Source organism: Mesorhizobium sp. L48C026A00, assembly GCF_000502375.1.
Classification (GTDB): Bacteria; Pseudomonadota; Alphaproteobacteria; order Rhizobiales; family Rhizobiaceae; genus Mesorhizobium; species Mesorhizobium muleiense.
In genome coordinates this window covers 229,267-254,068 of sequence record NZ_AYWU01000001.1, presented here as the reverse complement: position 1 = coordinate 254,068, position 24,802 = coordinate 229,267, and the positions used below count along the sequence as shown (strand labels likewise).

25 protein-coding genes and 2 pseudogenes are annotated in these 24,802 nt (G+C 62.7%); 13 read left to right on the top strand and 14 right to left on the bottom strand.

Features of this window, described 5'->3' with window-relative positions:
• Positions 1-118: 118 nt before the first annotated feature.
• Entirely contained in the window at positions 119-964 is an 846-nt protein-coding gene (locus tag X738_RS46755) for a MurR/RpiR family transcriptional regulator (RefSeq protein ID WP_023796937.1), read from the bottom strand.
• Between the two features lie 154 nt (positions 965-1,118).
• Between X738_RS46755 and X738_RS46750 the strand changes: the two genes are divergently transcribed.
• Positions 1,119-2,228, top strand: coding sequence for a Gfo/Idh/MocA family protein (locus X738_RS46750; protein ID WP_023796936.1), 1,110 nt, complete (start codon positions 1,119-1,121; stop codon positions 2,226-2,228).
• A gap of 56 nt (positions 2,229-2,284) precedes the next feature.
• On the opposite strand, the gene X738_RS46745 is transcribed toward X738_RS46750, so the two are convergent.
• From X738_RS46745 to X738_RS46715, 7 genes and pseudogenes are all read right to left on the bottom strand, one after another.
• Positions 2,285-3,376 (bottom strand): 3-deoxy-7-phosphoheptulonate synthase, encoded by a 1,092-nt coding sequence (locus X738_RS46745; RefSeq protein ID WP_023796935.1) that lies wholly within the window; start codon positions 3,374-3,376, stop codon positions 2,285-2,287.
• 227 nt (positions 3,377-3,603) lie between these two features.
• A complete protein-coding gene (locus tag X738_RS46740) occupies positions 3,604-4,398 on the bottom strand; it encodes an SDR family oxidoreductase (protein WP_023796934.1) in 795 nt (264 codons plus the stop codon).
• A gap of 23 nt (positions 4,399-4,421) precedes the next feature.
• Positions 4,422-5,499 (bottom strand): annotated as a pseudogene (locus tag X738_RS46735) (inositol 2-dehydrogenase).
• A 127-nt stretch (positions 5,500-5,626) separates the two neighbouring features.
• Positions 5,627-6,394: an ATP-binding cassette domain-containing protein gene (locus X738_RS46730; protein ID WP_023796933.1), complete on the bottom strand. Its 768-nt coding sequence runs from the start codon at positions 6,392-6,394 to the stop codon at positions 5,627-5,629.
• 2 nt (positions 6,395-6,396) lie between these two features.
• Positions 6,397-7,548, bottom strand: a complete 1,152-nt coding sequence (locus X738_RS46725; protein WP_023796932.1) for an ABC transporter permease — start codon at positions 7,546-7,548, stop codon at positions 6,397-6,399.
• Positions 7,549-7,706: 158 nt separating this feature from the next.
• A complete protein-coding gene (locus tag X738_RS46720; RefSeq protein WP_023796931.1) occupies positions 7,707-8,648 on the bottom strand; it encodes a sugar ABC transporter substrate-binding protein in 942 nt (313 codons plus the stop codon).
• Positions 8,649-9,020: 372 nt separating this feature from the next.
• Entirely contained in the window at positions 9,021-10,052 is a 1,032-nt protein-coding gene (locus X738_RS46715) for a LacI family DNA-binding transcriptional regulator (RefSeq protein WP_023796930.1), read from the bottom strand.
• Positions 10,053-10,217: 165 nt separating this feature from the next.
• On the opposite strand from X738_RS46715, the pseudogene X738_RS46710 reads away from it, so the two are divergent.
• The 3 genes and pseudogenes from X738_RS46710 to X738_RS46700 all read left to right on the top strand — a co-directional run bounded on the left by X738_RS46710 (position 10,218) and on the right by X738_RS46700 (position 12,943).
• Positions 10,218-11,338, top strand: a pseudogene (locus X738_RS46710) (fatty acid desaturase family protein).
• Positions 11,339-11,393: 55 nt separating this feature from the next.
• Positions 11,394-11,708 (top strand): MocE family 2Fe-2S type ferredoxin, encoded by a 315-nt coding sequence (locus X738_RS46705; RefSeq protein ID WP_023796929.1) that lies wholly within the window; start codon positions 11,394-11,396, stop codon positions 11,706-11,708.
• 5 nt (positions 11,709-11,713) lie between these two features.
• Positions 11,714-12,943 (top strand): NAD(P)/FAD-dependent oxidoreductase, encoded by a 1,230-nt coding sequence (locus tag X738_RS46700; protein WP_023796928.1) that lies wholly within the window; start codon positions 11,714-11,716, stop codon positions 12,941-12,943.
• Between the two features lie 261 nt (positions 12,944-13,204).
• Here X738_RS46700 and X738_RS46695 read toward each other — a convergent pair whose 3' ends face one another.
• The 5 genes from X738_RS46695 to hslV form a co-directional block, all read right to left on the bottom strand.
• Complete coding sequence (locus X738_RS46695) at positions 13,205-14,164, bottom strand: DUF1402 family protein (protein WP_023796927.1); 960 nt, start codon at positions 14,162-14,164, stop codon at positions 13,205-13,207.
• 245 nt (positions 14,165-14,409) lie between these two features.
• Positions 14,410-15,723, bottom strand: a complete 1,314-nt coding sequence (hslU, locus tag X738_RS46690; protein ID WP_023796926.1) for an ATP-dependent protease ATPase subunit HslU — start codon at positions 15,721-15,723, stop codon at positions 14,410-14,412.
• Positions 15,724-15,727: 4 nt separating this feature from the next.
• Positions 15,728-16,327: a DUF2585 domain-containing protein gene (locus X738_RS46685; RefSeq protein WP_023796925.1), complete on the bottom strand. Its 600-nt coding sequence runs from the start codon at positions 16,325-16,327 to the stop codon at positions 15,728-15,730.
• 40 nt (positions 16,328-16,367) lie between these two features.
• The gene (locus X738_RS46680; protein WP_023796924.1) at positions 16,368-16,898 is read right to left on the bottom strand and encodes a GNAT family N-acetyltransferase; all 531 of its coding nucleotides are present in this window, start codon (positions 16,896-16,898) and stop codon (positions 16,368-16,370) included.
• A gap of 73 nt (positions 16,899-16,971) precedes the next feature.
• Positions 16,972-17,523 (bottom strand): ATP-dependent protease subunit HslV, encoded by a 552-nt coding sequence (hslV, locus tag X738_RS46675; protein ID WP_023796923.1) that lies wholly within the window; start codon positions 17,521-17,523, stop codon positions 16,972-16,974.
• 222 nt (positions 17,524-17,745) lie between these two features.
• Between hslV and hisB the strand changes: the two genes are divergently transcribed.
• The 9 genes from hisB (at position 17,746) to coaA (ending at position 23,552) form a co-directional block, all read left to right on the top strand.
• Positions 17,746-18,345 carry an imidazoleglycerol-phosphate dehydratase HisB gene (hisB, locus tag X738_RS46670; RefSeq protein WP_023796922.1) on the top strand — a complete coding sequence of 200 codons (600 nt, stop codon included), beginning with the start codon at positions 17,746-17,748 and terminating at the stop codon, positions 18,343-18,345.
• 3 nt (positions 18,346-18,348) lie between these two features.
• Complete coding sequence (locus X738_RS46665) at positions 18,349-18,825, top strand: DUF2628 domain-containing protein (protein ID WP_023796921.1); 477 nt, start codon at positions 18,349-18,351, stop codon at positions 18,823-18,825.
• Position 18,826: 1 nt separating this feature from the next.
• Entirely contained in the window at positions 18,827-19,477 is a 651-nt protein-coding gene (hisH, locus tag X738_RS46660) for an imidazole glycerol phosphate synthase subunit HisH (RefSeq protein ID WP_023796920.1), read from the top strand.
• A gap of 4 nt (positions 19,478-19,481) precedes the next feature.
• Positions 19,482-19,772 (top strand): DUF1330 domain-containing protein, encoded by a 291-nt coding sequence (locus X738_RS46655; RefSeq protein ID WP_023796919.1) that lies wholly within the window; start codon positions 19,482-19,484, stop codon positions 19,770-19,772.
• Positions 19,773-19,775: 3 nt separating this feature from the next.
• Positions 19,776-20,525, top strand: a complete 750-nt coding sequence (hisA, locus tag X738_RS46650; protein WP_023796918.1) for a 1-(5-phosphoribosyl)-5-[(5-phosphoribosylamino)methylideneamino]imidazole-4-carboxamide isomerase — start codon at positions 19,776-19,778, stop codon at positions 20,523-20,525.
• Entirely contained in the window at positions 20,522-21,358 is an 837-nt protein-coding gene (locus tag X738_RS46645; RefSeq protein ID WP_023796917.1) for an arginase family protein, read from the top strand. The genes hisA and X738_RS46645 overlap by 4 nt, the downstream gene beginning before the upstream one ends.
• Positions 21,355-22,149, top strand: coding sequence for an imidazole glycerol phosphate synthase subunit HisF (gene hisF, locus X738_RS46640; RefSeq protein WP_023796916.1), 795 nt, complete (start codon positions 21,355-21,357; stop codon positions 22,147-22,149). The genes X738_RS46645 and hisF overlap by 4 nt, the downstream gene beginning before the upstream one ends.
• Before the next feature lie 92 nt (positions 22,150-22,241).
• Positions 22,242-22,568 (top strand): phosphoribosyl-ATP diphosphatase, encoded by a 327-nt coding sequence (locus tag X738_RS46635; RefSeq protein ID WP_023796915.1) that lies wholly within the window; start codon positions 22,242-22,244, stop codon positions 22,566-22,568.
• Between the two features lie 24 nt (positions 22,569-22,592).
• Complete coding sequence (gene coaA / locus X738_RS46630; RefSeq protein ID WP_023796914.1) at positions 22,593-23,552, top strand: type I pantothenate kinase; 960 nt, start codon at positions 22,593-22,595, stop codon at positions 23,550-23,552.
• 434 nt (positions 23,553-23,986) lie between these two features.
• Here coaA and X738_RS46625 read toward each other — a convergent pair whose 3' ends face one another.
• Positions 23,987-24,604, bottom strand: coding sequence for an alpha-ketoglutarate-dependent dioxygenase AlkB (locus tag X738_RS46625; RefSeq protein ID WP_023796913.1), 618 nt, complete (start codon positions 24,602-24,604; stop codon positions 23,987-23,989).
• Positions 24,605-24,802: the final 198 nt, after the last annotated feature.

Here is a 24,802-nt window from a genome sequence, read left to right as displayed (position 1 = left end):
TGGTAACACATTGTTTGGGTAACACGCGCGAGCGGCAGCGTGGCGCCGGCAATATGAAATAATAATTCCAATCGATAGTCAATATGGAACGCGCGTTCCTTTGCCGAAAAGTAGCCTGTCAGGCCTTGTGCTTCCCGCCGGTGTCGCGCCGCTTTTCGCCGACCGCAACGGTCAGCGCCATGGCCAGCGCCATCGTCGCCGACAGCGAGCGGAAGCCGGCGAAATCGGCCTCGGCGACCTCGAACCAGACTCTGGCGAACTGGGCGAGCGGGGAAAAGGAACTGTCGGTGATCGCTACGATCGGAACGCCTTGCTCCGAGATGACGCGCGCCTCCTCAATGGTCGCCGGGGCATAAGGCGAGAAACTGATGGCGATGACGGCATCCCTGGGCGAGGCAAAGCTGATCATCTCGGCGTTGAGGCCGGCGGCTGATTCGATCAGCTGGTTGCGGATCTTGAGCTTGCCCAGCGCATAGGCGATGTAGGAGGCGACCGGATAGGAGCGGCGCTTGGCCAGCACATAAATCGTCTCCGCCTTCGCCAGCAAGGCGATGGCAGCTTCGAAATGGTCTTCGTTCAACCTGCCTGAAATATCGTTGAGCGAGGTGCTCGCCGCGGCGACGAAGCCGTCGAAAATCGCCCGGTGACCGGCGCCTTCCTCGGCCTTGGCGCGCAATGCCGCCAGTCTTTCATCATAAGACGAATTGCGCTCGCGCAGGCGCTCACGAAACACCAGTTGCAGGCTGGTGAAGCCGTCGAAGCCGAGCTGCTGGGCGAAGCGGATCAAGGTCGAAGGCTGGACGCCGGCGGAGGCGGCGATGCTGGCGGCTGTGCCGAAGGCAATATCGTCGGGATTGTCGAGCGCATAGGCGGCGATCTGCGCGATGCGCTTGGGCAGGCTCTGGCGCCGTTCCAGGATCGTCGTACGCAGCGTCTCGAAATCGCGGGGCACCCGTTCGTCCATAGTCGCTCCGCCCAGGTCCATCAGTCGATGCCGTGTGATGCCCCATCATAGCGAGCCTGTGCAAGAAGGCCATAAAAAATGAGCCATGCGTTCCATTTCTGGAAAAAATGGACTAATTCATCCACACAACCTTTCTGGCAGCGGAGACAAGGAAATGGTCGGAGTCGGTCTTATCGGCACGGGGTTCATGGGCAAGTGCCATTCCATTGCCTGGAACGCGGTCGGCACCGTCTTTCCCGACGTGGCCAAGCCAAGGCTGGTCCATCTCGGCGAGGTCGATGACGACCTTGCCAAGCGCCGGGCGGCCGAGTTCGGCTTCGCCAAGGGCTCCGGCGACTGGCGCGCCGTCGTCGATGACCCGGACGTCGATATCGTCTCGCTGACCACGCCGAACCAGTTCCACCCGGAGATGGCCATCGCCATCCTCGAAGCCGGCAAGCATCTGTGGTGCGAAAAACCGATGGCGCCGAGTTTTTCCGAGGCGCAAGCCATGGCGGCCGCGGCCAAAAAGTCCGGCAAGGTGGCCGCGCTCGGCTACAACTACATCCAGAATCCGGTCATCCGCCATATCGGTGCGCTGCTCGACGAAAAGATCATCGGTGAAGTCAATCATCTGCGCATCGAGATGGACGAGGATTTCATGGCCGACCCGGAGGCGCTGTTCTTCTGGAAGCACGAGGCGGCGTCCGGTTACGGCGCCCTCGACGATTTCGCCGTGCATCCGCTGTCGCTGGTCTCGGTGCTGTTCGGCCGCGTCGCCCGCGTCATGTGCGACATGGCAAAACCCTATGCCGATCGCCGCGTCGCATCAGGCGGGCGTCGCGCGGTCGAGACCTACGACATCGCCAGCGTGCTGATGCATCTCGAAAACGGCATTGCCGGCACGCTGCTGGTCAACCGTTCGGCCTGGGGCCGCAAGGGCCGGATCGCCATTCAGATCTTCGGCTCGAAGGGCTCGATCCTGTACGACCAGGAGCAGATGAACGAGTTCCAGCTTTACCTGACAGCCGACCGCCCGACCGAGCAAGGCTATCGCACCATCCTGGTGGCGCCGCACCACAAGCCCTACGACGCCTTCCTGCCGGCGCCCGGCCACGGCCTCGGCTTCAACGACCTCAAGATCATCGAATGCCGCGAGCTTTTGATGCGGCTGGCCGGCAAGCCGGCGCGGATCATCGATTTTGACGAAGGCCTTGAGATCGAGCGCACGGTGCATGCCATGGCGCGCTCGTTCGAGGAACAGCGCTGGGTGGCGGTGCGGTAGAGGCTGCTTCCAGCCGGCCGCCGGCCGCGCTTTCGCGGCCAACGGCGTCAGCTGTCTCAAGCGGCGCCTGGACGGCTGGCGACCAGGGCGCGTCGCGCCGATCGGCGCTGCTCGACGGCGTCGGCAAGGCCGTACAGCACCGTCTCGGTGGTCGCCCAGTCGATGCAGCCATCGGTGATGCTCTTGCCATAGATGAGCGGCTTGCCGGGCGTGACTTCCTGCCGGCCGGCGACGAGATTGCTCTCGATCATGACGCCGATGATGCGCTCGTCGCCTGCCGCGACCTGGCCCGCCACGTCGGCGGCGACCTTCGGCTGGTTCTCGGGCTTCTTGTTGCTGTTGGCGTGGCTGACATCGATCATCAACCGTGGCGCGACACCGATCCGGGCGAGTTCCGCACTGGCGGCGGCGACGCTTGCCGCGTCATAATTGGGCTGAATGCCGCCGCGAAGGATGACGTGGCAGTCCTCATTGCCGGTGGTCGTCGCGATGGCGCTGCGCCCGCCCTTCGTCACCGCCATGAAATGATGCGGCTGGGCGGCGGACTTCACCGCCTCGGCGGCGATCCGCAAATTGCCGTCGGTGCCGTTCTTGAAGCCGACCGGGCAGGACAGGCCGGATGCGAGTTCGCGATGGATCTGGCTCTCCGTCGTGCGCGCGCCGATAGCGCCCCAGGCGACGAGGTCGGCAATGTATTGCGGGGTGGCCATGTCGAGGAATTCGGTCGCCGCCGGAAGGCCAAGATTGTTGACCGCGGAGAGCACGTTGCGGGCCATCCGCAGGCCTTTGTCGATGTTGAAGCTGCCGTCGAGGTCGGGATCGTTGATCAGGCCCTTCCAGCCGACGGTCGTGCGCGGTTTCTCGAAATACACGCGCATCACGATCTCCAGCCGGTCCGACAGGCTCTCGCGCAGCGCCACCAGCCGGCTGGCATAGTCGACGGCAGCGATCGGGTCGTGGATCGAACAGGGGCCGACGACGACGACCAGCCGATCGTCGGCGCCGGTCAGCACGGCATGGATAGCGTTGCGTGACGCAGCAACGGTGCGCGTCGCCGTCAGCGTGCGCGGTATCTCCCGCATCACGTCGTCCGGCGTACTCAGCTCTCGGATTTCCTTAACCCGAAGATCATCTGTGGTGGTCAACACGGCTTTCTGCTCCTGGTTGGGAGACCTGCCGGCTGAAACAAAAAAGCCGCCAGGTCTGGCGGCTGTTCGGATGTTGTTGCTGCAATCTTCAGATCGAGCGCAATCCTCCCGCCGCCAGCGAGCTGCCGTAGCTAAAGTACCAGAACGAGGCGGTCAGGTGGATCATGCCAGCCCTATAGCCGAAGCCAGGGTGCTTGTCACGTTCAGATGACGCTACTCAGATGACGCTATTCCGGCGAAGACCCTGCAATGGTTTGGTCGTAGTCGACCAGCGAGCCGGTCATGACGCCGGACTGCGAGCTGATCATATAGCTGATCAGCCGGGCAAGCTGCGCCGGCTTCACCAACTGGCCCATCGGCTGCGCTGCCTCGGCCTTTTCCAGCCAGTCGTCCGGCGCGTCGTGCCATTTCTTCTGCACGATCGCCTCGCCCTCGGTATCCATCCAGCCGGGCAGCACGGCGTTGCAGCGGATGCGATTGCTGCGATAGGCATTGGCGACATTCTTGGTCAGCGTCGCCAGTGCGCCCTTGCTCGACGAGTAGGGCGCCAGGAACGACTGGCCGCAATGCGCCGACATCGAAAGCACGTTGACGATCGAGCCAAGCGCCTTGCGGTCGAGCAGATGCGCCACCACACCCTGCATCAGGAAGAAGGGGCCGCGCACATTGGTCTGGAAGATCTGGTCAAAAAGATCCTCGGAGGTCTCAACCAGTGAGCCGCGGGCCGAGGTGGCGGCGGCGTTGACCAGCGCATTGACGGTGCCGAAATGAGCGATCGCGGTTTCGACGACCCGCTTGCAATCGGCCACCACCGAGACGTCGGCGCTGATGAAAATGGCCTCGACGCCGTCTTTCGCAAGTGCGGCGACCGCCTTATCGCCCTTCTCCCTGGAACGGCCGACCAGCGCCAGGGCGCGGCAGCCCTCGTCGGCCAGCGCCTCGGCGACGGCGAAGCCGATGCCTTGCGCGCCGCCGGTGACGATGGCGCGTGTTTGTGAATTTCGACCGGCGGAACCGTTCATCGCCTTGCTCCTGTGCTTGATGGTCAGACTGTCTTGTCGAGGCGGACGGTCTTGCCTTCCGTCGCCGACTTCAGCGCCGCGTCCGCCAGCCGCAGCGCGACGAGCCCGTCCCCACCGCTCGGCGCCGCCTTGTTGCCCGACGTCGCCGCCGCGATGAAGGCGGCGATCTCGTTGGCATAGGCGTCGAGGTAGCGGGTCATGAAGAAGTCGTGCAGCGGCGGGCGCGTATAGCCCTTTTCATTGGCCAGCTCGATCGACACCGGCCGCTGGTTCTCGGCCGCAACCATGCCTTTCGAGCCATGCACCTCGATGCGCTGGTCGTAGCCATAGGTGGCGCGTCGCGAATTGGAGATGATGCACTGCTTGCCGGAGGCGGTTTCGAGGATGACGCTGACGCTGTCGAAGTCGCCGGCCTCGCCGATCTTTTTGTCGACCAGCACCGAGGCGTGGGCGCTGACCGCCACCGGCTCCTCGCCGAGCAGGAAGCGCGCCATGTCGAAATCATGGATGGTCATGTCGCGGAAGATGCCGCCCGAGCGGCCGATGTAGTCGAGCGGCGGCGGGCCGGGATCGCGCGAGGTGATGGTCACCATCTCGACCGTGCCGATGGCGCCGTCGTCGATCGCCTTGCGCACGGCGGCGAAATGCGGATCGAAGCGGCGGTTGAAGCCGACCATCAAAGTGGCGCCGGCCTTGTCGACCACGGCCAGGCATTCTTCCACTCGGCCGGCGTCGAGGTCGATCGGCTTCTCACAGAAGATCGCCTTGCCGGCCTTGGCGAACCGCTCGATCAGATCGGCATGGGTGTCGGTCGGCGTGCAGATAATGACCGCANATCGCCTTGCCGGCCTTGGCGAACCGCTCGATCAGATCGGCATGGGTGTCGGTCGGCGTGCAGATAATGACCGCATCGATATCCCCGGCTTTTTCGATGGCGTCGATGCTGCGCACTTCCGCGCCATAGGCCGACGCCAGATCGGTCGCCGCCTTCTCGAAGGCATCGGCAACTGCGACCAGCCTGGCCTGCGGATTGGAACCGACGGCGCGGGCGTGGACCTTGCCGATGCGGCCGGCACCGAGAAGAGCGAAGCGGAGAGGCATGGGAATTTCCTTTGAGGATTGTTCGAAAATGGAATTACGTCTTTCCTGCACCGTTCAGCGCGAGGCGCAGTAGATTTTCTTATCGCGGCAGATCGGCGACGGGTCGATGACCGCGCCGGCATCCGCCCTAGGCCGCAAGTTCGGCCTCCCCGGTCTTGGCGCCGGTGATGTATGAGACGATGTCGTTGCCGTCGGTGTCCTGCTTGCGCAGATTGGCGACGATGCGGCCGCGCCGGAAGACGACGATGCGGTCGACGAGGTCGAACACCTGGCGCATGTTGTGGCTGATCAGGATCAGCGGCTCGCCATTGGCTTTCAGCGTGCGGATGATGTTTTCGACCTGCATCGTCTCCTGCACACCAAGTGCTGCCGTCGGCTCGTCCATGATGATGAGCTTGGACGCAAAGGTAGCGGTTCTGGCGATCGCCACGCACTGACGCTGGCCGCCCGACATGTGTCGGATGGTGTTGGAAAGGTTGGGAATCTTGACCGCCGTGCGGATCAACGCTGCCTCGGTCGCCTTGCGCATGAACTTGCGATCGAGAATCGAGAAAGGCCCGAGATTGAAAAGCACCTTCTCGCGGCCGAGAAACAGGTTCGACGGCACGTCGAGATCGTCGGCAAGCGCCAGGTTCTGGAACACCGTTTCGATGCCCGCCTCGCGCGCCGCGATCGGGCCGGCGAAGTTCACTTCCTTGCCGTCGAACCAGACCTTGCCGCTGGTGCGCTGCTCGACGGCGGTGATCTGGCGCACGAAGGTCGATTTGCCGGCGCCGTTGTCACCCATGATGGCGACATGCTCGCCCTTGCGCAGTTCGAAATTCGCGCTTTCGAGCGCATGCACGCCGCCATAGTATTTGGTCAGGTTTTCGGTCTTCAGGACGATGTCTGACATGATCAAGCCCTCATTGCCCGCAGGCGCTGGCGCCACTGGTCGAGAACGACTGCGCCGATGATGATCACGCCCTTGACCATCTCCTGGTAGTAGGCGTCGAGGCGCAGGAAGGTGAAGCCGGAGATGATGACACCGAAGATCAGCGCACCGATCACCGTTCCGATGATCGAGCCGCGGCCGCCCGACAGCGAGACGCCGCCGATGACCGCCATGGCGATCGCGTCCAGTTCGTACATCACGCCCATGCCGGCCTGAGCGGTGAGGTTCTTGGAGCTCAGCACCACGGCGGCGAGCGAGGCGAGGATGCCGGCAATGACAAAGACGAGGATCTTGTGGTTCTGGACATTTATGCCGGACATGCGGGCGGCGTCCTCGTTGGAGCCGATGGCATAACAGTGCTTGCCGTACCTGGTGTATGACAGGATCAGCTGGAACAGAATCGCCAGCGATATGAAGATGATGACCGGCATTAGCCCCTTGCCGATGGCGGCGAAACTTTCGGTGGGAAACGAGATCGGCTGCCCCTTGGACCACCATTTGGCGATGCCGCGCGCCGTGACCATCATGCCGAGCGTGGCGATGAACGGCGGAATGCGCGTGTAGGCGATCAACGAGCCGTTGACCAGGCCCGCCAGCAGGCCGCAGCCGATCGCGACCAGCACCGGCACGATCACCGGCAGGTCGGTCCAGCCTTGCGCGAGGAACACCGCCTTGGGATTAGGGTTGCCGTTGACCGTCGCCACCTGGGCGAAACTCATGGCGATCATCGCCGTGGCGCCGACGATCGAACCAGAGGAAAGGTCGATGCCGCCGGAAATGATCACCTGCGTCACGCCAATGGCGATGATGCCGACGATCGACACCTGCAGGATGATGATCTGCAGGCGCGCCTCGTTGAAGATCGTATCGACATTGGGGCGGGTGTTGAACAGGAAGCTGTCGCCAAGAAAGACGCGGCCTATCAGCTCGAAGGCGCCGACCAGGATGATGAGCGCCAGGAAAACGTTGAATTCGGCAGGCCATGTCCGCTTTTTCGCATCATAGCTCAGTCNGACCAGGATGATGAGCGCCAGGAAAACGTTGAATTCGGCAGGCCATGTCCGCTTTTTCGCATCATAGCTCAGTCCACCGACGCCATGGGTTGTCTGTGTCAACTTTTGCTTCCTCCATCAGCTGCAGTCGCCCTCCCGCCGCTTGTTTCGGCGATGAGGGAAAAGAGGGAGCGGCGCTGCTTTTTGTTCTTAAAGCGTCGGATTTCCAAAAACCGGTCCGATCCTCTGCCGCGCCGCTCCTATCGAGAACGCTCCTCTGCTCAATTCTTCTGCAGGAACTTGTCGATGTTTGCCGGCGTGACCAGCTGGAAGGGGATGTAGACCTTCTGCTCGACCGCCTCGCCCTTGGAAAGCTTGAGCGCCGCGTCCAGCGCCCCGGCGCCTTGGCCGGCCGCGTCCTGGAACACGGTGACGTCGAGATCGCCCGCCTGCATCGCGGCAAGCGCGTCCTGGGTGGCGTCCACGCCGCCGACAACAACCGACTTCATGTCGATGTTGGCAGCTTTCATGGCCTGGATGGCGCCGATGGCGCTCTCGTCATTGTTGGCGATCACGCCATCGAACGGCGCGCCGGTCGACAGCCAGTTGGTCATCAGGTTCTGTGCTTCCTCGCGTTTCCAGTTCGACGTCTGCTTGTCGATGATCTTGATGAAGCTGCATTCGGGAGTGGCGATCACATCGTCGATGTCCTTGGTGCGCTGCACCGCGGCCTGGTTCGACAGTTCGCCCATGATCACATAGACATTGGCCTCGGTCTTGCCGGCTTCCTTGAACAGCCGGCAGACTTCCTGGGTCTCGAGAGTGCCTGACTCAACCTCGTTCGAGGCAACGAAAGCCTGGTTGTCCGGCAGCGTGTCGACATTGATCGGCTCGCGGTTGACATAGACCAGCGGAACGTTGGCCGCAGCGGCGGCATCCGACATTGCCTGGGTGGCCGAGGTGTCGACTGGATTGACGACAATCGCGTCGACGCCCGAGGCGACGAAGTTCTTGATCTGGTCGAGTTGCTTGGCGACGTCGTTCTGCGCGTCCTCGACCTGCAGTTCGACGCCTTCCATGCCTTTGGCCTGCTCAATCATGCCGTTGCGCAGCACGGTGAGAAAATTGTCGTCGAACAGCGCCATCGACACGCCGATTTTGGCAGCGAGGGCGGACGAGCTCATCAGCGCCAGGAATGCGGCGCCCAACAGCAGCTTTTTCATTCTATCTCTCCTCCACAGAATTGGTGTCCGGCTGCACCGATCTACCCGGAATCCCCGATCTCCCGGGGAATCTCTCCCGATTGCTTCTCCGTTTTCCGATGGCGATTTCCGCGTTGGCTGGAAACGCCAAGCCCTCCGTTGAAACAGATGCTCCGGAACGAAAGAACCAAAATACCTAGTTGGTGAAATATTTATTCCATTCTACTGGCGGGCGTCAAGGAGATTCCGAGAGCGGCTGCCGGTTTTTTCGGACAACGCGGCTGAGGGCCGGCAAACCTTCTGCAAGAATCCATCAGGCTGATGGTTCACATCACTGCCGACGCCCCGATCTAAACAGGATGTCTTGGCTGAGCCCAGATCTTCTGCCGGAGCCTAGATGTTTTCCGGCAGATAGATGTCGAAGGGAAGGAAGGTCTGGCCCGGCGCATTGGCGGCGCCTGCCTCGATGGCATGCACCATCAGCCCGACAAGTTCGCGGCATAGTGCTGCCAGCGGCGTCGAAATCACCATGGTCAGGATGTTGTCGGCGAGCGCCGCGCGCGATTCGGCGTTGATCTCGTTGCAGACGACCACTGGCATGTTTGCCGGCCTGGCCGCCCTTAGCGCGGAAACCGCGCCTTCCATGCCGCCGCCAGCGACATAGCAGCCGGCCAGATCCGGGTACCGCGCCAGAAGATCGATCATTGCATCATGGGTCACCTGGTTGGCTTCCAGGTTGACCAGCGTCTCCATCACCGTGAATTCCGGCGCATGCTCGCGGAAAAACGATCTGAAGCCGATCTCGCGCAGCTCATGGCCATGGAAGCGATGGCTGCCGACGAAAAGGGCGACCTTGCCGGGCTTTCTCGCCGCTCTGGCGATCATCCAGGCCGCGGTACGACCGACCTTGCGGTTGTCGAGGCCGACATAGCCCTCGCGGATGCCGGCTGCAAAGTCGGATAGCAGGGAGAAGACGGGTTGCCCCCTCGCCTTCAGGGTCTCGACGGCTGCCGTCAGCGTCGGATGGTCCGGACCGACAAGGGCGACTGCCCTGGATTTCGCCGCCAGCTTGCGCATCTGCGCGGCGATCTCGTCGGGGGCCAGCGAACTGGCGAAATCGATGGTTGCGACGCCGCGGAAGCGCTGCGATTGCGAAACTGCCAGTTCGATCTCGCGGGCGAAATCGCTGTAGAAAACATCATTGCCCCTCAGCAGCAGAAAGCCGAGCCGGTATTCCGGCAGTTCCTGGCGCATCCGCTGCTTGATCAGCCCGGCGGCGTGGTAGCCGATGCTGGTGGCGGCCTCATAGACGCGGCGCGCGGTTTCCTCGCGCACCGGCAGGCGATTGTTCAGCACCCGATCGACGGTGGCGACACTGACCCCCGAAATACGCGCCAGATCGGTGATGGTCGGCCGTTTTGCCATACGCTTCCTGCCTGATTGCCTGGCATAGGCTATACATCATTCTGATGGGAAATGATAGAAACTATCTTCATGATGTTGAGCCCATCACGGCTTGGCGTTATTTTAGGGCATAAGCACCTGTGGCAGAGGCACCCGTTCCGACGGATGCCGACGGAGGCAGCCTCAATGGAAGCGACACTATCCGTAATGCCGTCCCGGCGAGATTACAGCCTGCTCGGCCGCGACGCGAAGCGCGCCGTCGAGACCGGGCTGGCGGCGGCCGAATGGTATCATACCGACGTGCCCCGCAAGCAGATGAAGGAGCTGATGCAGCGCTCCGATGGGCCGGCGATCCGCGACACCATCATCTGGCTCTCCGCCCTGGTCCTGAGCGGCGCCGGCGGCGCCTGGTTCTGGGGCACATGGTGGTGCGTGCCGTTCTTCNGCCGTTCTTCTTCGTCTATGGCGTGCTCTACGGCTCTTCCACCGATTCACGCTGGCACGAATGCGGCCACGGCACCGCCTTCAGGACGCAGTGGATGAATGATGCGGTCTATCAGATCGCCTGCTTCATGATCATGCGCAACCCGGTGACCTGGCGCTGGAGCCATACGCGGCATCACACTGACACGATCATCGTCGGCCGCGATCCGGAGATCGCGGTGATGCGCCCGCCGGACCTGTTGCGCGTCGTGCTCAATTTCTTCGGCATTGTCGATGCCTGGCATGCCATGGCCGACATGGTGCGCAACGCGGCCGGTATCATCAGCCCGGCGGAAAAGACCTTCATTCCCGAGCAGGAGCAGCCAAAGGCGATCCGCATTGCCCGCATCTGGACCGCGATCTATGCCGCGACAATCGCGCTGGCGCTTTATGGCGGCTCGTTCCTGCCCTTGATGCTGGTCGGTCTGCCCAGGCTTTACGGCGCCTGGCATCATGTCATGACCGGCCTGCTGCAGCACGGCGGCCTCGCCGAAAATGTCATCGACCATCGCCTCAACAGCCGCACGGTCCACATGAACCCGATCAGCCGCTTCATCTACTGGAACATGAACTACCACGTCGAGCACCACATGTTCCCGATGGTGCCCTACCACGCGCTGCCGAGGCTGCATGAGCTGATCAAGCACGACCTGCCGGCGCCGACGCCATCGATCCTGGCCGGCTATCGCGAGATGGTGCCTGCCTTCCTGCGCCAGCTGCGCAATGAAGACTATTTCCTCAAGCGCGAACTGCCGCCGACCGCCAAGCCTTATCGCGAGGAATTCCACAACGATAACAACGCCGTCGCGGCAGCAGCCGAATGATTTGCGCGCCTGTGCCGGGGCATGTTGACCAAGAAAAATTCTGCCGGGAGGACCAATGAGCGACTGGGTCGAGGCCTGTGGTGCCGATGACATCGACGAAGAGGACGTGATGCGGTTCGACCATGACGGCCGCACCTTCGCCATCTATCGCAGTCCCGACGACGAATATTTCGCGACGGACGGCCTTTGCACGCATGAGAAGGTGCATCTGGCCGACGGGTTGGTGATGGACGACATCATCGAATGCCCGAAGCACAATGGCCGCTTCAACTACAAGACCGGTGCAGCCAGGGGCGCGCCGGTCTGCGTCAATCTCAGGACCTATCCGGTCAAGCTCGACGCCGGCAAAATCCTCATTCAGATCGGGTGACGGTGATGGCGAAGGGAATGCTCATCATCGGCGCCGGCGAATGCGGCGGGCGGGCTGCCCTGGCGCTGCGCGATCTCGGCTATGATGGCCCGGTGACGCTGGTCGGCGACGAGCCGCATCTGCCCTATGAGCGGCCGCCGCTGTCGAAGGACGCGATGGCAGGCGATGCGCCCGTGATCAAGGCGATCGCCAGCGATGAGATCCTGGCCGAGAGATCGATAAGGCATATCCATTCGGTTCAGGCGGTGGCGATCGACCGCGCTGCGCATGGCGTGCGCCTGTCGGACGGCTCGGCGCTGCTATACGACAAGCTGCTGCTGGCGATCGGTTCGGTGCCACGCAGACTGCCAATGCCGGGCCTCGGGCCGCGTTGTGTCTATCTCCGGACCTTCAACGACGCGCTGGCCATTCGCGCCCATCTCAGCCCCGGCAACCGCATCGCCATCGTTGGCGGCGGCTTCATCGGTCTTGAGCTCGCCGCCGCAGCACGCAGACTGGGCGCAGTTGTCACCGTCATCGAGGCGCAGCCGCGCATCCTGATGCGCGGCGTGCCGGCCGAGATCGCCAAGATCGTCCACGAGGCGCATGAAGCCGAAGGCGTCAAAATCCTGTGCGGCGACGCAATCGCCGCGATTGCCGATGACGGCGCCGAGGTGAGCATCGCGCTTGCCGGCGGGCAGGACATCGTCGCCGACCTTGCGGTGATCGGTATCGGCGCTGTGCCGGTGACCGGACTTGCCGCAGAAGCGGGCCTGACGATCGACAACGGCATAGCCGTCGATGCCGAGCTTCGCACCAGCGATCCGGATATCTTTGCCGCCGGCGATTGCTGCTCGTTTCCGCTTGCCGTCTATGGCGGCCGGCGCGTGCGGCTGGAGGCCTGGCGCAACGCGCAGGAGCAGGGCGCGCTTGCGGCCAACAACATGCTTAGCGCCGGTGAGGCCCACTCGGCTGTGCCATGGTTCTGGTCGGATCAGTACGGCCTGACCTTGCAGATATCTGGGCTGTCGGACGAGGGCAGCAAGGTCGTGCGCCGCGATCTCGACGACGGCGCCTTCATCCTGTTTCACCTGGCGCAGGACGGCAGGCTGGTCGCGGCGAGCGGAATCGGTCCGGGCAATTCTGTCGCCCGCGACATCAGGCTGGCCGAGATGCTGATCGCAAAAAAGGCAAAGCCGGCGCCTGAGGCGCTCGGTTCGCAAACGATCAAGCTGAAGTCGCTGCTGGCGGCGTGAGCCCGGTGCGTGCCGATTGTCGAAAGCAGGCGCCGCCCCTCATTGCCCTGCCGGGCATTTCTCCCCGTAAACGGGGAGAAAGAAGCTGGCCGCGACCCTGGCGTTCTTTCTGCAACCCTGGGCGATTGGCGAAATCCTTTGCGAAGGCGTCCTTCTCCCCGTCGCTATACGGGGAGACGTGCCCGGCAGGGCGATGAGGGGCAGCGCAAACGCCGAAGAGGCGACTTCGATTTCAGCTCGAAGGCCAGATCTCAACACCCACTAAAACAGCGCGTTGAGCTCCGGCAGTTTGTCGTTGACCAGCCAGCCATAGTAATTTTCCTCAGGCAGCTTCTCCGGTTCGCCCGCGGCGCGGCGCCTGTCGTTTTCGGCCTTCAGCGCATGGGCGCGCTGCTCAGGATTGCCGACATTGTAGAGCGTCGATGTGATGCCGGGATTGCCCGATATGTCGAAGCCGGCAATGCTCTGATAGGCATCGATCGATTTCCGGATCGTCGCCGCGACATAGTCCAAGGTCAGGTCCGGATCCATGATGGTCTTGTAGACCGCGTTCGGATCGCCGACGTCGAGCTTCGGCAGGCCGGACACCTGGTGCACGAGATCGCTCATCTGCAAGGCGGTCAGCGGATTGAGCTGGCCCAGGCCAAAAGTCTGGCCGGCATAATAGGGCTGGAAGAAAGTCGCGCCGAAGCGGTCGTCGGGGAAGCTCTCACCGCCGACAGTCTTGCCGCGAAAGGAAAGGTTCCACACCTGCTCGCGGCATTCCCAGAGCTCGTAACTATCCGATTTGCCGACGCATTCCTGGAATTGCGGCCGTTGCACGAAATCGGTGATGTCCTCGCCTTCGTAGGCGAAGGACAGCTTGCTCGACAGATAGGAGATCGCCTTGACGTAGTAGGTCTGCAGCCGGTCGTAGGCGTCGACATTATAGGTGTGCTCGCCGACGATGGCGCCGACGATATGCATAGGATCGATGCCATAGGTCGCTGCTGCCTGCTCGATTTTGCCGCGGAGACCGGCGTCGTGCTGCAGCAGCGCATAGACCTTGCGGTATTTCGACTGGAAGGTGGTGTTGGTGGCCTGGGTGCGCCGGCTTGAGGCGCCCGGTATGTTGGGCTGCTCGACATGACTGTTGCCCGGCGGCACCATGGTCGCCGCTTCGGCGGCGAACATGGCTGTCGCCAGCGTCAGCCCGAGAGTGACGAGGATCGTTTTTTTCATGCGCCGCCGCCTGCAACAACGCATGACCCTCGGAACCGATTTTCGGGGGTCATGCGCAGAACCAACTGTACAGCGTCCTTTGCGCATCCAAAAAGCTGCGCGGCGCTGGTGTTGCCGGCAAACTAGGTAAAGCTGCAACGGGAGTCGAGAGCCCCGTCGCCCGGCAAGACAAAAGCTGGCCAGATGCTTCCATTTGGCCACACGTGCCGGCTCCGCCGGTCCGACTCTTGCGGATGGATCGCCTGCTACAGGATGAATCGCGACAGATCCGTGTTTCTCGACAGATCGCCGACATGCTTCTCCACATAGGCGGCGTCGACTGTCACCGACGTGCCGTGGCGGTCCGGCGCGTCATAGGAGATCTCGTCCAGCACCCGCTCCATCACCGTCTGCAGCCGCCTGGCGCCGATGTTCTCGACGCTGGCGTTGAGATCGACGGCGATGCCGGCCAGTGAATCGATGGCGTCGTCGGTGAAGACGAGATCGACGCCCTCGGTCTTCATCAGCGCGATGTACTGCTTGATCAGGCTGGCCTCGGTCTCGGTCAGGATGCGGACGAAATCGTCCTTCTCCAGCGCACGCAGCTCGACGCGGATCGGCAGACGGCCCTGCAGTTCGGGCAGCAGGTCGGATGGCTTGGCAACGTGGAACGCGCCCGATGCGATGAACAGGATGTGATCCGTCTTCACCGGTCCGTATTTGGTCGCGACCGTGGTGCCTTCGACAAGCGGCAGCAGGTCGCGCTGCACGCCTTCGCGGGAAACACCGGCGCCCATGCCGCCTTCGCGCGAGGCGATCTTGTCGATCTCGTCGAGGAAGACGATGCCGTCGTTTTCGGTCGATTCGAGCGCCCTGCGCACCACCTCGTCCTGGTCGAGCAGCTTGTCGGACTCGTCGCCGACCAGCACCGCGTAGGATTCCTTCACCGTCGTCTTGCGGGTCTTGGTCTTCTGGCCGCCCATCGCTTTCGACAGCATGTCGTTGATGTTCAACACGCCGATATTGGCGCCCGGCATGCCGGGGATCTCGAAGCCGGGCATGCCGCCGGTGCCGGTATCGCTCACTTCGATCTCGATCTCCTTGTCGTCGAGCTCGCCGTCGCGCAGCTTTTTGCGGAAACTGTCGCGCGTCGCCGGGCTCGCCGTCTTGCCGACGAGCGCCTCCAGCACGCGTTCCTCGGCATTGATATGGGCGCGCGCCTTGACGTCCTCGCGCATCTTCTCGCGCACCAGGCCGATGGCGATCTCGACCAGGTCGCGGATGATCTGCTCGACGTCGCGGCCGACATAGCCGACCTCGGTGAACTTGGTCGCCTCGACCTTGACGAACGGCGCACCGGCAAGGCGCGCCAGGCGGCGCGAGATCTCGGTCTTGCCGACGCCGGTTGGGCCGATCATCAGGATGTTCTTCGGCATCACCTCTTCACGCATCTGGCCTTCGAGCTGCTGGCGGCGCCAGCGGTTGCGCAAGGCGATGGCCACGGCGCGCTTGGCGTCCTTCTGGCCGATGATGAAGCGATCGAGTTCCGAAACGATTTCGCGGGGCGAGAATGTGGTCATATCGCTAAATTCCACTTTGCCACTGCCGGATGGACTCGAACGGATGCAGCAGCATGATCACGTTGAGTGTCAGATTGTCCCTGATGATGTAGCCGACACCGAATTCGAAGATGAGAGCGAGGGTCACGATCACCCATATAGGAAGCCTGCGCGCCATCACAAATCCCAGCACCATCGCCAGCGTGTCCGCCACCGAATTGATGATGCTGTCGCCGTAATAGTCGAGCGAGATCGTGCCGGCGCGGTAGCGCTCGATGATCAACGGGCTGTTCTCGAGAAGCTCCCAACCGCCCTCGATGACGACGGCAAAAGCCAGCCTGAGCCCGATCGGCGAGCGCGGGAACAGAGCCCACGCCAGCGCGTAGAACAGGAAGCCGTGGATGAGGTGCGAGAATGTGTACCAGTCGGAAATATGCTGGGAATTCTCCGAGCTCTGCACGATGCCGTGCCACAGCTTGACATAGCCGCATTCGCAGATCGGCGTTCGGCCCATGCCGTAAAGGGCTCCAGCCTGGAATATAATCAGGCCGAGGACGAGCAGAAGTCCCATCCGCCAGCTGTCTTCATAGGCCGAGACGGTCTTGTCGGCGCCGCTTGTGCTCATGCTGTTACTGCCCCTCTTCGGCGCCTTATTCGGCGTCGCGCTATTCGATATTGCCCGCTTCGGCGTCGCCCTCTTCGGCATCGATCGCCATCAGCACGGCGTCGCCATATTCCGATTGCCTGCGATCGATAGCTCTGAACCCGGCCTTTTGATAGGCACGGATCGCTCGTCCGTTGGATGGATCCGGGTCGATGATGACACGCGGTGCCCCTTCCTCGAACAGCTGTTCCACGAACTGCCGGACAATTGCCGAGCCGTGGCCGCGTCCGACAAGCTCGGGCCTGCCGATCGACAGATCGATGCCGAGCGTGCCGAAAGGCTGGTCGCTGTAGGGGTGGCCGTCCTCCAGATGCGGATCGTAGCTCTGCATGTAGCCGATCGGCTCGCCGTCGAGCTCGATGATCAGCGGCTCGACGGAAATGCTGTCGATGTGCTCACGGATCTGGGCGATCTCCGTCTCGGGATCGTCCCACCACTCGGCGACATGCGGCTCGGCCAGCCATGCCGCGATCATCGGCAGGTCCGCCTCGGTCACCGGTCGAAAATCATATCTATTTTCTCGTTTGGCCATGATCTCCTGCGAACCGAAGGTCAGCGAAGCAAAAACCGGTTTCCACTTTTCGGGATCATGGCCAGCGGCCGGCTCAGCCGGCATCGAGGATTTCGATGACAAAATTGTTGTTGGTGTAGACGCAAATGTCGGATGCGATCTGCATCGCCTTGCGGGCGATTTCTTCGGCATCCTTGTCGGTGTCCATCAGCGCGCGCGCCGCGGCCAGCGCATAATTGCCGCCCGAGCCGATCGCCATGACGCCATGTTCGGGTTCGAGCACGTCGCCGGTGCCGGTCAGCGCCAGCGAGACCGACTTGTCGGCAACCAGCATCATCGCTTCCAGCCGGCGCAGATAGCGGTCGGTGCGCCAGTCCTTGGCGAGTTCGACGCAGGCCCGCGTCAATTGCTCAGGATATTGTTCGAGCTTGGCCTCCAGCCGCTCCAGAAGCGTGAAGGCGTCAGCGGTGGCGCCGGCGAAACCGGCAATGACATTGCCGCTTTTGCCGATTCGGCGCACCTTCTTGGCGTTGCCTTTCATGATCGTCTGGCCAAGGCTGACCTGGCCATCACCGGCGATCACCACCTTGCCGCCCCTGCGCACGGTCAGGATAGTCGTGGCGTGCATGGTCAGTTCGTTCGACATCTCTGCTCCGATCAGCACCGGTCCCGACAAGGCGATTTGGCGCATTACGAGTGACTTGATCGACCCTATGTATGCATAGGTCCGATGATTGCCAACCGTTCATCGGCCAGGCTCGATACTGCTTGGCACGGCAACTGGCAATCGCCGGATCATGCTGCTAGAAGGCTCTCGTTTTCAAGCATGTGGACGCTTGGAACGCCTGAACTCTGGACAAGGATGAGCATGCCGCCCCGTTCCGCCAACGCAAGCCGCAAGACCAAAGAAACCGACATCTCCGTATCGGTCCAGGTCGACGGCTCCGGAAAATCCGATATTTCGACGGGCGTCGGCTTCTTCGATCACATGCTGGACCAGCTGTCGCGCCATTCGCTGATCGACATGACGGTCAAGGCCAAGGGCGACCTGCACATAGACGACCACCACACGGTCGAGGACACCGGCATCGCGCTCGGCCAGGCGCTGGCCAAGGCGTTGGGCGAGCGGCGCGGCATCATGCGCTATGCCTCGGTCGATCTCGCCATGGACGAGACGCTGACGCGCGCGGCGATCGACGTCTCCGGCCGTCCTTTCCTTGTCTGGAACGTTGCGTTCTCATCGCCGAAGATCGGCACGTTCGACACCGAACTGGTGCGCGAATTCTTCCAGGCCCTGGCGCAGAATGCCGGCATCACGCTGCATGTCACCAACCACTACGGCGCCAACAATCACCACATCGCCGAGACCTGCTTCAAGGCGGTGGCGCGTGCGCTGCGTTTCGCGCTTGAAAGCGACCCGCGCCAGCCTGACGCGGTTCCTTCCACCAAGGGATCTCTGAAGGGATAGGCCATGGCCGTCTATGTCGTGATGGAACCGCCGGGCCGCGGCGAAAAGCCTGACACAACGGCCTTTGTCCGTGATGGGTTTTCCTGGCTTGGCTTCCTCGTGCCGCCGCTATGGCTGCTCTGGCACCGGTTGTGGATCGAGGCAGCAATGGCGTTTGTCGCCATGGCTCTGCTTTCGATGCTTGCCGAAGGGCTGAGCCTTGGGCTAGCCGGTCGGCTGCTGTCGCTGCTGGTATCGCTCTATGTCGGGCTGGAAGGGCAGGCCTTGCGGATCGCCGCACTGCGCCGTCGTGGCTGGCACGAATGGGGCGTCGTCGAGGCCGACAGGCTCGACGATGCCGATACGCGCTATGTGCTGGAAGCCGAAGCGCATGCGGATGAGCCAGCGCCAGTGCCGCGCATCGTTCCGGACGCTGCCCAAGCCCGGCCGGCACAGACTGGCATGGTGCTCGGACTGACCCACACGCCGGGAAGACCCTGACATGCGGGTCGCGATCATCGATTATGGCTCGGGCAACCTGCGCTCGGCCACCAAGGCCTTCGAGCGCGCCGCGCACGAAGCCGGCATCGCCGCCGCCATCGACCTGACCGCCGATGCCGAGCGTGTCAGAACCGCCGACCGCATCGTCCTGCCTGGCGTCGGCGCCTATGCCGATTGCGCGGCCGGGCTGCGCGCTGTGGCCGGCATGTGGGAGGCGGTCGAGGAGGTCGCGATCGTCAAGGCGCGGCCGTTCCTCGGCATCTGCGTCGGCATGCAGCTGATGTCGGAGCGGGGCCTGGAAAAGACTGTCACAAAAGGCTTTGGCTGGATCGCCGGCGACGTCAAGGAGATCACTCCGGCCGATCCTGCGCTAAAAATCCCGCAGATCGGCTGGAACACGATCGAGCTCACGCGCAAGCATCCGCTGTTTTCCGGCATTCCGACCGGCAGCAAGGGGCTGCACGCCTATTTCGTTCATTCCTACCATCTCGACGCGCAGAAGCCGGACGAGGTGCTGGCGATTGCCGACTATGGTGGTCCGGTTACAGCTGCTGTTATCAGCGACAATCTCGCCGGCACGCAGTTTCATCCCGAAAAGAGCCAGGCGCTTGGCCTGGCGCTGATCACCAATTTCCTGCGCTGGAGGCCCTAAGAAAATGAGCAAGAAAGGCTACTGGATGGCGATGGTCGATGTCCGCGATCCCGAGGGCTACAAGCAGTATATCGAGGCGAACGCGGCGGCTTTTGCGAAATATGGCGCGAAGTTTCCCGTGCGGGCGGGGCGTTATGCGAACCCGGAAGGGCCGACAGGCAACCGCCACGTCCTGGTCGAGTTCGAGTCCTACGACAAGGCGATAGAATGCTACGAATCGCCTGAATACCGGGAGGCATTGAAGTACAGGCTTGCCGCCTCGACCGGTCACTTCGTCATTGTTGAAGGCGCCTGAACGGTGATCCTGTTCCCGGCCATCGACCTCAAGGACGGCAAGTGCGTGCGCCTGAAGCACGGCGATATGGCGACCGCGACGATTTACAATGACGACCCGGCCGCGCAGGCCAGGGCTTTCGAGCAACAAGGCTTTGAATGGCTGCATGTCGTCGACCTCAACGGCGCCTTCAAGGGCCAGAGCGTCAACGGCGCGGCGGTCGGCGCCATTCTCAAGGCATCGAAAAACCCGGTGCAGCTCGGCGGCGGCATCCGCACCCTGGCGCAGGTCGAGGACTGGCTCGATCGCGGCCTGGCCCGCATCATTCTCGGCACGGTGGCGGTGCGCGATCCGGATCTGGTCAGGCAGGCCTGCAAGGCATTCCCCGGCAAGATCGCCGTCGGCATCGACGCCAAGGGCGGCAAGGTGGCGGTCGAGGGCTGGGCCGAGGCCTCTAGTCTCGGCGTCATCGAACTGGCGAAGAAGTTCGAGGGCGCCGGCGTTGCCGCCATCATCTACACCGACATCGACCGCGACGGTGTGCTGACCGGCATCAACTGGGACGCCACCATCGATCTTGCCGACGCCGTGTCCATCCCGGTCATCGCCTCCGGCGGGCTGGCGTCGATCGCCGACATCGTGCGCATGACGATGCCCGATGCGCAAATGCTCGAAGGCGCCATCTCAGGGCGTGCACTTTATGACGGACGTATCGACCCGGCCGAGGCGTTGGCGATCCTGGCGGCCGGACCGGAGAGGGCGAGGGCGCGATGAAACTCTCGATCATCCTCGCACCCTATGACAGCGGCCTTTACCACGCCGGCTTTGGCCAGGGCCCCGACGCCATCATTGCCGGCGGCCTTGTCGATGAACTTGCCTTGCGCGGCCATGATGTCATCGTCGAGGACATCGGCGAGGTCGGCGATGCCCAGAGACGCGAAATCGCGACAGGTTTCGCGGTTTGTCGGGCAGTCGCCACCAAGGTCGACATGGCGCGCGACGATGAGCGTTTTCCCGTCGTGCTCGCCGGAAATTGCCTGACCGCCGCCGGTGCGGTGGCTGGCGACGCCGCTGATTCGATCATCTGGATCGATCAGCATGGCGATCTCAACACGCCCGAGACGTCCGCCTACGGCTTTCTCGACGGCATGGCGCTGGCGACGACGCTGGGGCTCTGCTGGCGGCCGATGACGTCAGCGATTCCCGGCTTCCAGGCGATCGACCCGTCGCGCTGCATGCTGGTCGACGCGCGCGACCTCGATCCAGATGAAAGGCGGCTTCTCGAGACATTGCCGATCATTCGCGCCCAGTGGACCGATGCACTCGACAATGTCGGAAAGCTCAAGGCGGCCGGCGCGGCCCAAGCGCATTTGCATCTTGATCTTGATGTTCACGATCCGGATGTGCTGCAAGTGAACCGCTATGCGCTGCCGGGAGGTCCAAATCCGGAGCAGCTGCGGCAACTGGTTTGCGGGCTGGCCAAGTCGATCCCGATCGTCGGCATCACCCTGTCCGCCTACGATCCTGCCTTTGACGCCAAAGGCGAGGTTCCGCCTGTCGTTGGGCAATTGCTTGGCGATTTTCTTGCCGCGCATGCGAGGATCTGATGCTGAAAGCCCGCGTCATCCCCTGTCTCGACGTCAAGAACGGCCGCGTCGTCAAAGGCGTCAATTTCGTCGACCTGATCGATGCCGGCGATCCGGTCGAAGCGGCCAAGGCCTATGATGCCGCCGGCGCCGACGAGCTCTGCTTCCTCGACATCACCGCCTCGTCCGAAAATCGCGAGACCATCTTCGACATCGTCGCCCGCACCGCCGAGCAATGCTTCATGCCGCTGACCGTCGGCGGCGGCGTGCGCCAGGTCGCCGACATAAGAAAGCTGCTTTTGGCCGGCGCCGACAAAGTGTCGATCAACACGGCGGCGGTGAGAGATCCCGATTTCATCGTCGAGGCGGCCGACAAGTTCGGCAACCAGTGCATCGTCGTCGCCATCGACGCCAAGAAAGTGTCGGCCGAATGCGAGGCCGACCGCTGGGAGATTTTCACCCATGGCGGACGCGAAAAGACCGGCATCGACGCGGTCGAATTCGCTCGGCAGATGGTCGATCGCGGCGCCGGCGAGATCCTGCTGACGTCGATGGACCGCGATGGCACCAAGGCCGGCTACGACATCGCGCTCACCCGCGCGGTCGCCGACGCCGTGCGTGCGCCGGTCATCGCCTCCGGCGGCGTCGGCACGCTCGATCACTTGGTCGAGGGCATTCGCGACGGCCATGCCGGCGCGGTGCTGGCGGCATCGATTTTCCATTTCGGCACGTACAGCATTGCTGAAGCCAAGTCGCACATGGCCCGAGCCGGCCTGCCGATGCGACTGGACTCGTCAGGGGATCGGCTCTAAAGCATGATCCCGAACCGAAGGTCCGTGCGCCAGCCAAAAGGGGGAACCGGTTTCGGAAAAGATCATGCTTAAACAAGCAGATAGATGGCGCCATGGCTGAGTTTTCGCTCTCCGATCTGGAGACAATCATCAGGGAACGCGCGCATTCCGGCGATCCGGATTCGTGGACGGCAAAGCTGTTCGCGCGCGGCATCGACAAGGCGGCGCAGAAGCTCGGCGAAGAGGCGGTCGAAACGGTGATCGCGGCCGTTGGCGGTGACAGACAAGCCCTCGTTTCGGAAAGCGCCGATCTCATCTATCATTGGCTCGTCGTTCTGGGTGTCGCCGGCGTTCCGCTTGCCGATGTCCTGACCGAACTCGAGCGCCGCACCGGTCGGTCGGGCATCGCCGAAAAGGCGTCTCGGCAGGACCGGGGCTGATCGCTGCGGAGGGCAGGAAACTCGATGGACCAGCTCGCCCCCACCGAGAAATATTCGCCCTTCCGTTTTTTCTCGGCGGAAGAATGGTCGCAGTTCCGCGCCGACACGCCAATGACGCTCGGCGAGGACGAGATTCGTCGCCTGCGTTCGCTCAACGATCCGGTCGACCTCGAAGAGGTCAAGCGCATCTATCTTTCGCTATCTCGGCTGTTGTCGGCCCATGTCGAGGCCAGTCAACTGCTGTTCAGGCAGCGCCAGGCCTTCTTCAACGCGGCGGATGTCGTCAAGACGCCCTTCATCATCGGCATTGCCGGCTCCGTCGCGGTCGGAAAATCGACCACGGCGCGCGTCCTCAAGGAATTGCTGGCGCGCTGGCCGTCGAGCCCCAAGGTCGATCTGATCACCACCGACGGCTTCCTGCTTCCCAACGAAATCCTGCGCCGCAACAATTTGATGGAGCGCAAGGGCTTTCCCGACAGCTACGATGTCGGCGCCCTGCTGCGTTTCCTGTCGGGCATCAAATCGGGGCAGCGCAATGTCCGCGCGCCAGTCTATTCGCACCTGACCTACGACGTCGTTCCCGGCGCGTTCCAGACCATCGACCGGCCGGACATATTGATCTTCGAAGGCATCAACGTCCTGCAGCCGGGCAAGCTGCCAAAGGACGGCAAGATCGTGCCTTTCCTGTCGGATTTCTTCGACTTCGCCATCTATATCGATGCCGAAGAGGAGCTGATCCATCAATGGTACATCGCCCGCTTCATGCGGCTGCGCGAGACCGCCTTCCGCGATCCGGACTCCTTCTTCCACCGCTATTCGCACCTTTCGCACGCAGCGGCCCGCGCCATCGCGGAAGGCCTGTGGGCCAACATCAACCTGAAGAATCTGCGTGAGAACATCCTGCCGACGCGAGCCCGCGCCGATCTCATCCTGCGCAAGGGCGCCAATCATCTGGTCGAGGAAGTGGCGCTCAGGAAGCTGTAACGAAGCGGTTAACGGCGCTTTAATGCATGTCGCGCAAAAGTGTGCAGCGGTTTTGCGATAACGACGTGCATAAAACAATAACCTGAAGCGCGTCGCATGAGGCCGGTCACTGCATAGCGCCGGCCTGACATTTCCACCTGGCGCGGAACGCTCGCTCCGCGCCGGCTTCTCAAATTCGCCTCGGTCGGACTTGCGGCCACAGTGCTCTATGCGCTTTGTGCCTGCCCCTTCACCAGTGCCGGGTCAACATACCTGTCACCGGCCACAGCCTCCGTCGCCGCCTATGCGGTCGCGGCAATCTTTTCCGGTCGCTCAGTCGCGGGCCTCGGCCGTGACACGAAGCGGGTGCCGGTTTTGGGAAAATCCGATGCCTGAAAAAAGTGATGAACGGCGATACGGCTCGACTTGAAAGTCCGCGCTTTTGCGCGACAGCATTAGCCAGGATAGGTCACCCGCCGCAGCGTCAGATTGATCCGCCCGCCGTTCCTGAGCAGTGCCGAGGTCGATGGATAGATACGGTCGACGCCGTGGAAACACAGGCGGCCTTCGCCGCCAAGCACGACGACGTCGCCGCTTTTCAGCCTGAACGATTTGGTGCCGCGTTCGCGCGTGCTCTGGCTGACCCTGAACAGGCAATCGTCGCCCAGTGAAACGGAGACGACCGGCGCGGAGAAATCGATCTCGTCGCGGTCCTGATGAAGGCCCATCTTCGCGTCGGGCGAATAGAAATTGACCAGGCAGGCCTCCGGCGGATGGGGATAGGCAGACACCTCGCGCCACAGCTCCAGCAGCACGTCCGGGATCGGCGGCCAGGGCGTCCCGGTCACCGGGTGCGTCGGCTGGTAGCGATAGCCGTGCTGCTTGTCGGTGACCCAGCCAAGCGAACCGCAATTGGTCATGCGCACGCTCATCTCCTTGCCGGTGCGCGGCATCGCCGGCACGAACAGCGGCGCTTCCTGCACGACCTGCCTCACATCCTCGACCAGCGCTTCCTGCACCGCGCGGGATAGGTAGCCGGACATGTGGCGGACGCCTCTGGGCAGAACGAGCATCAGCTTGGTCGCTTCATCGGGTTCATCTGGCGGACAATGCCACCAACAAACAAGAACGGCGACCCGAAAGTCGCCGTTCTTGTCCTTGGATGGCAATCGCCAGCTTAAGGTGTGGTGAGATTCAGGTCAGGCCGAGCCGAAAATGGTGGTTTCAGAGAACCGGAGCGGAGCGTACTTCAGTACGTGAGCACCGGAAGC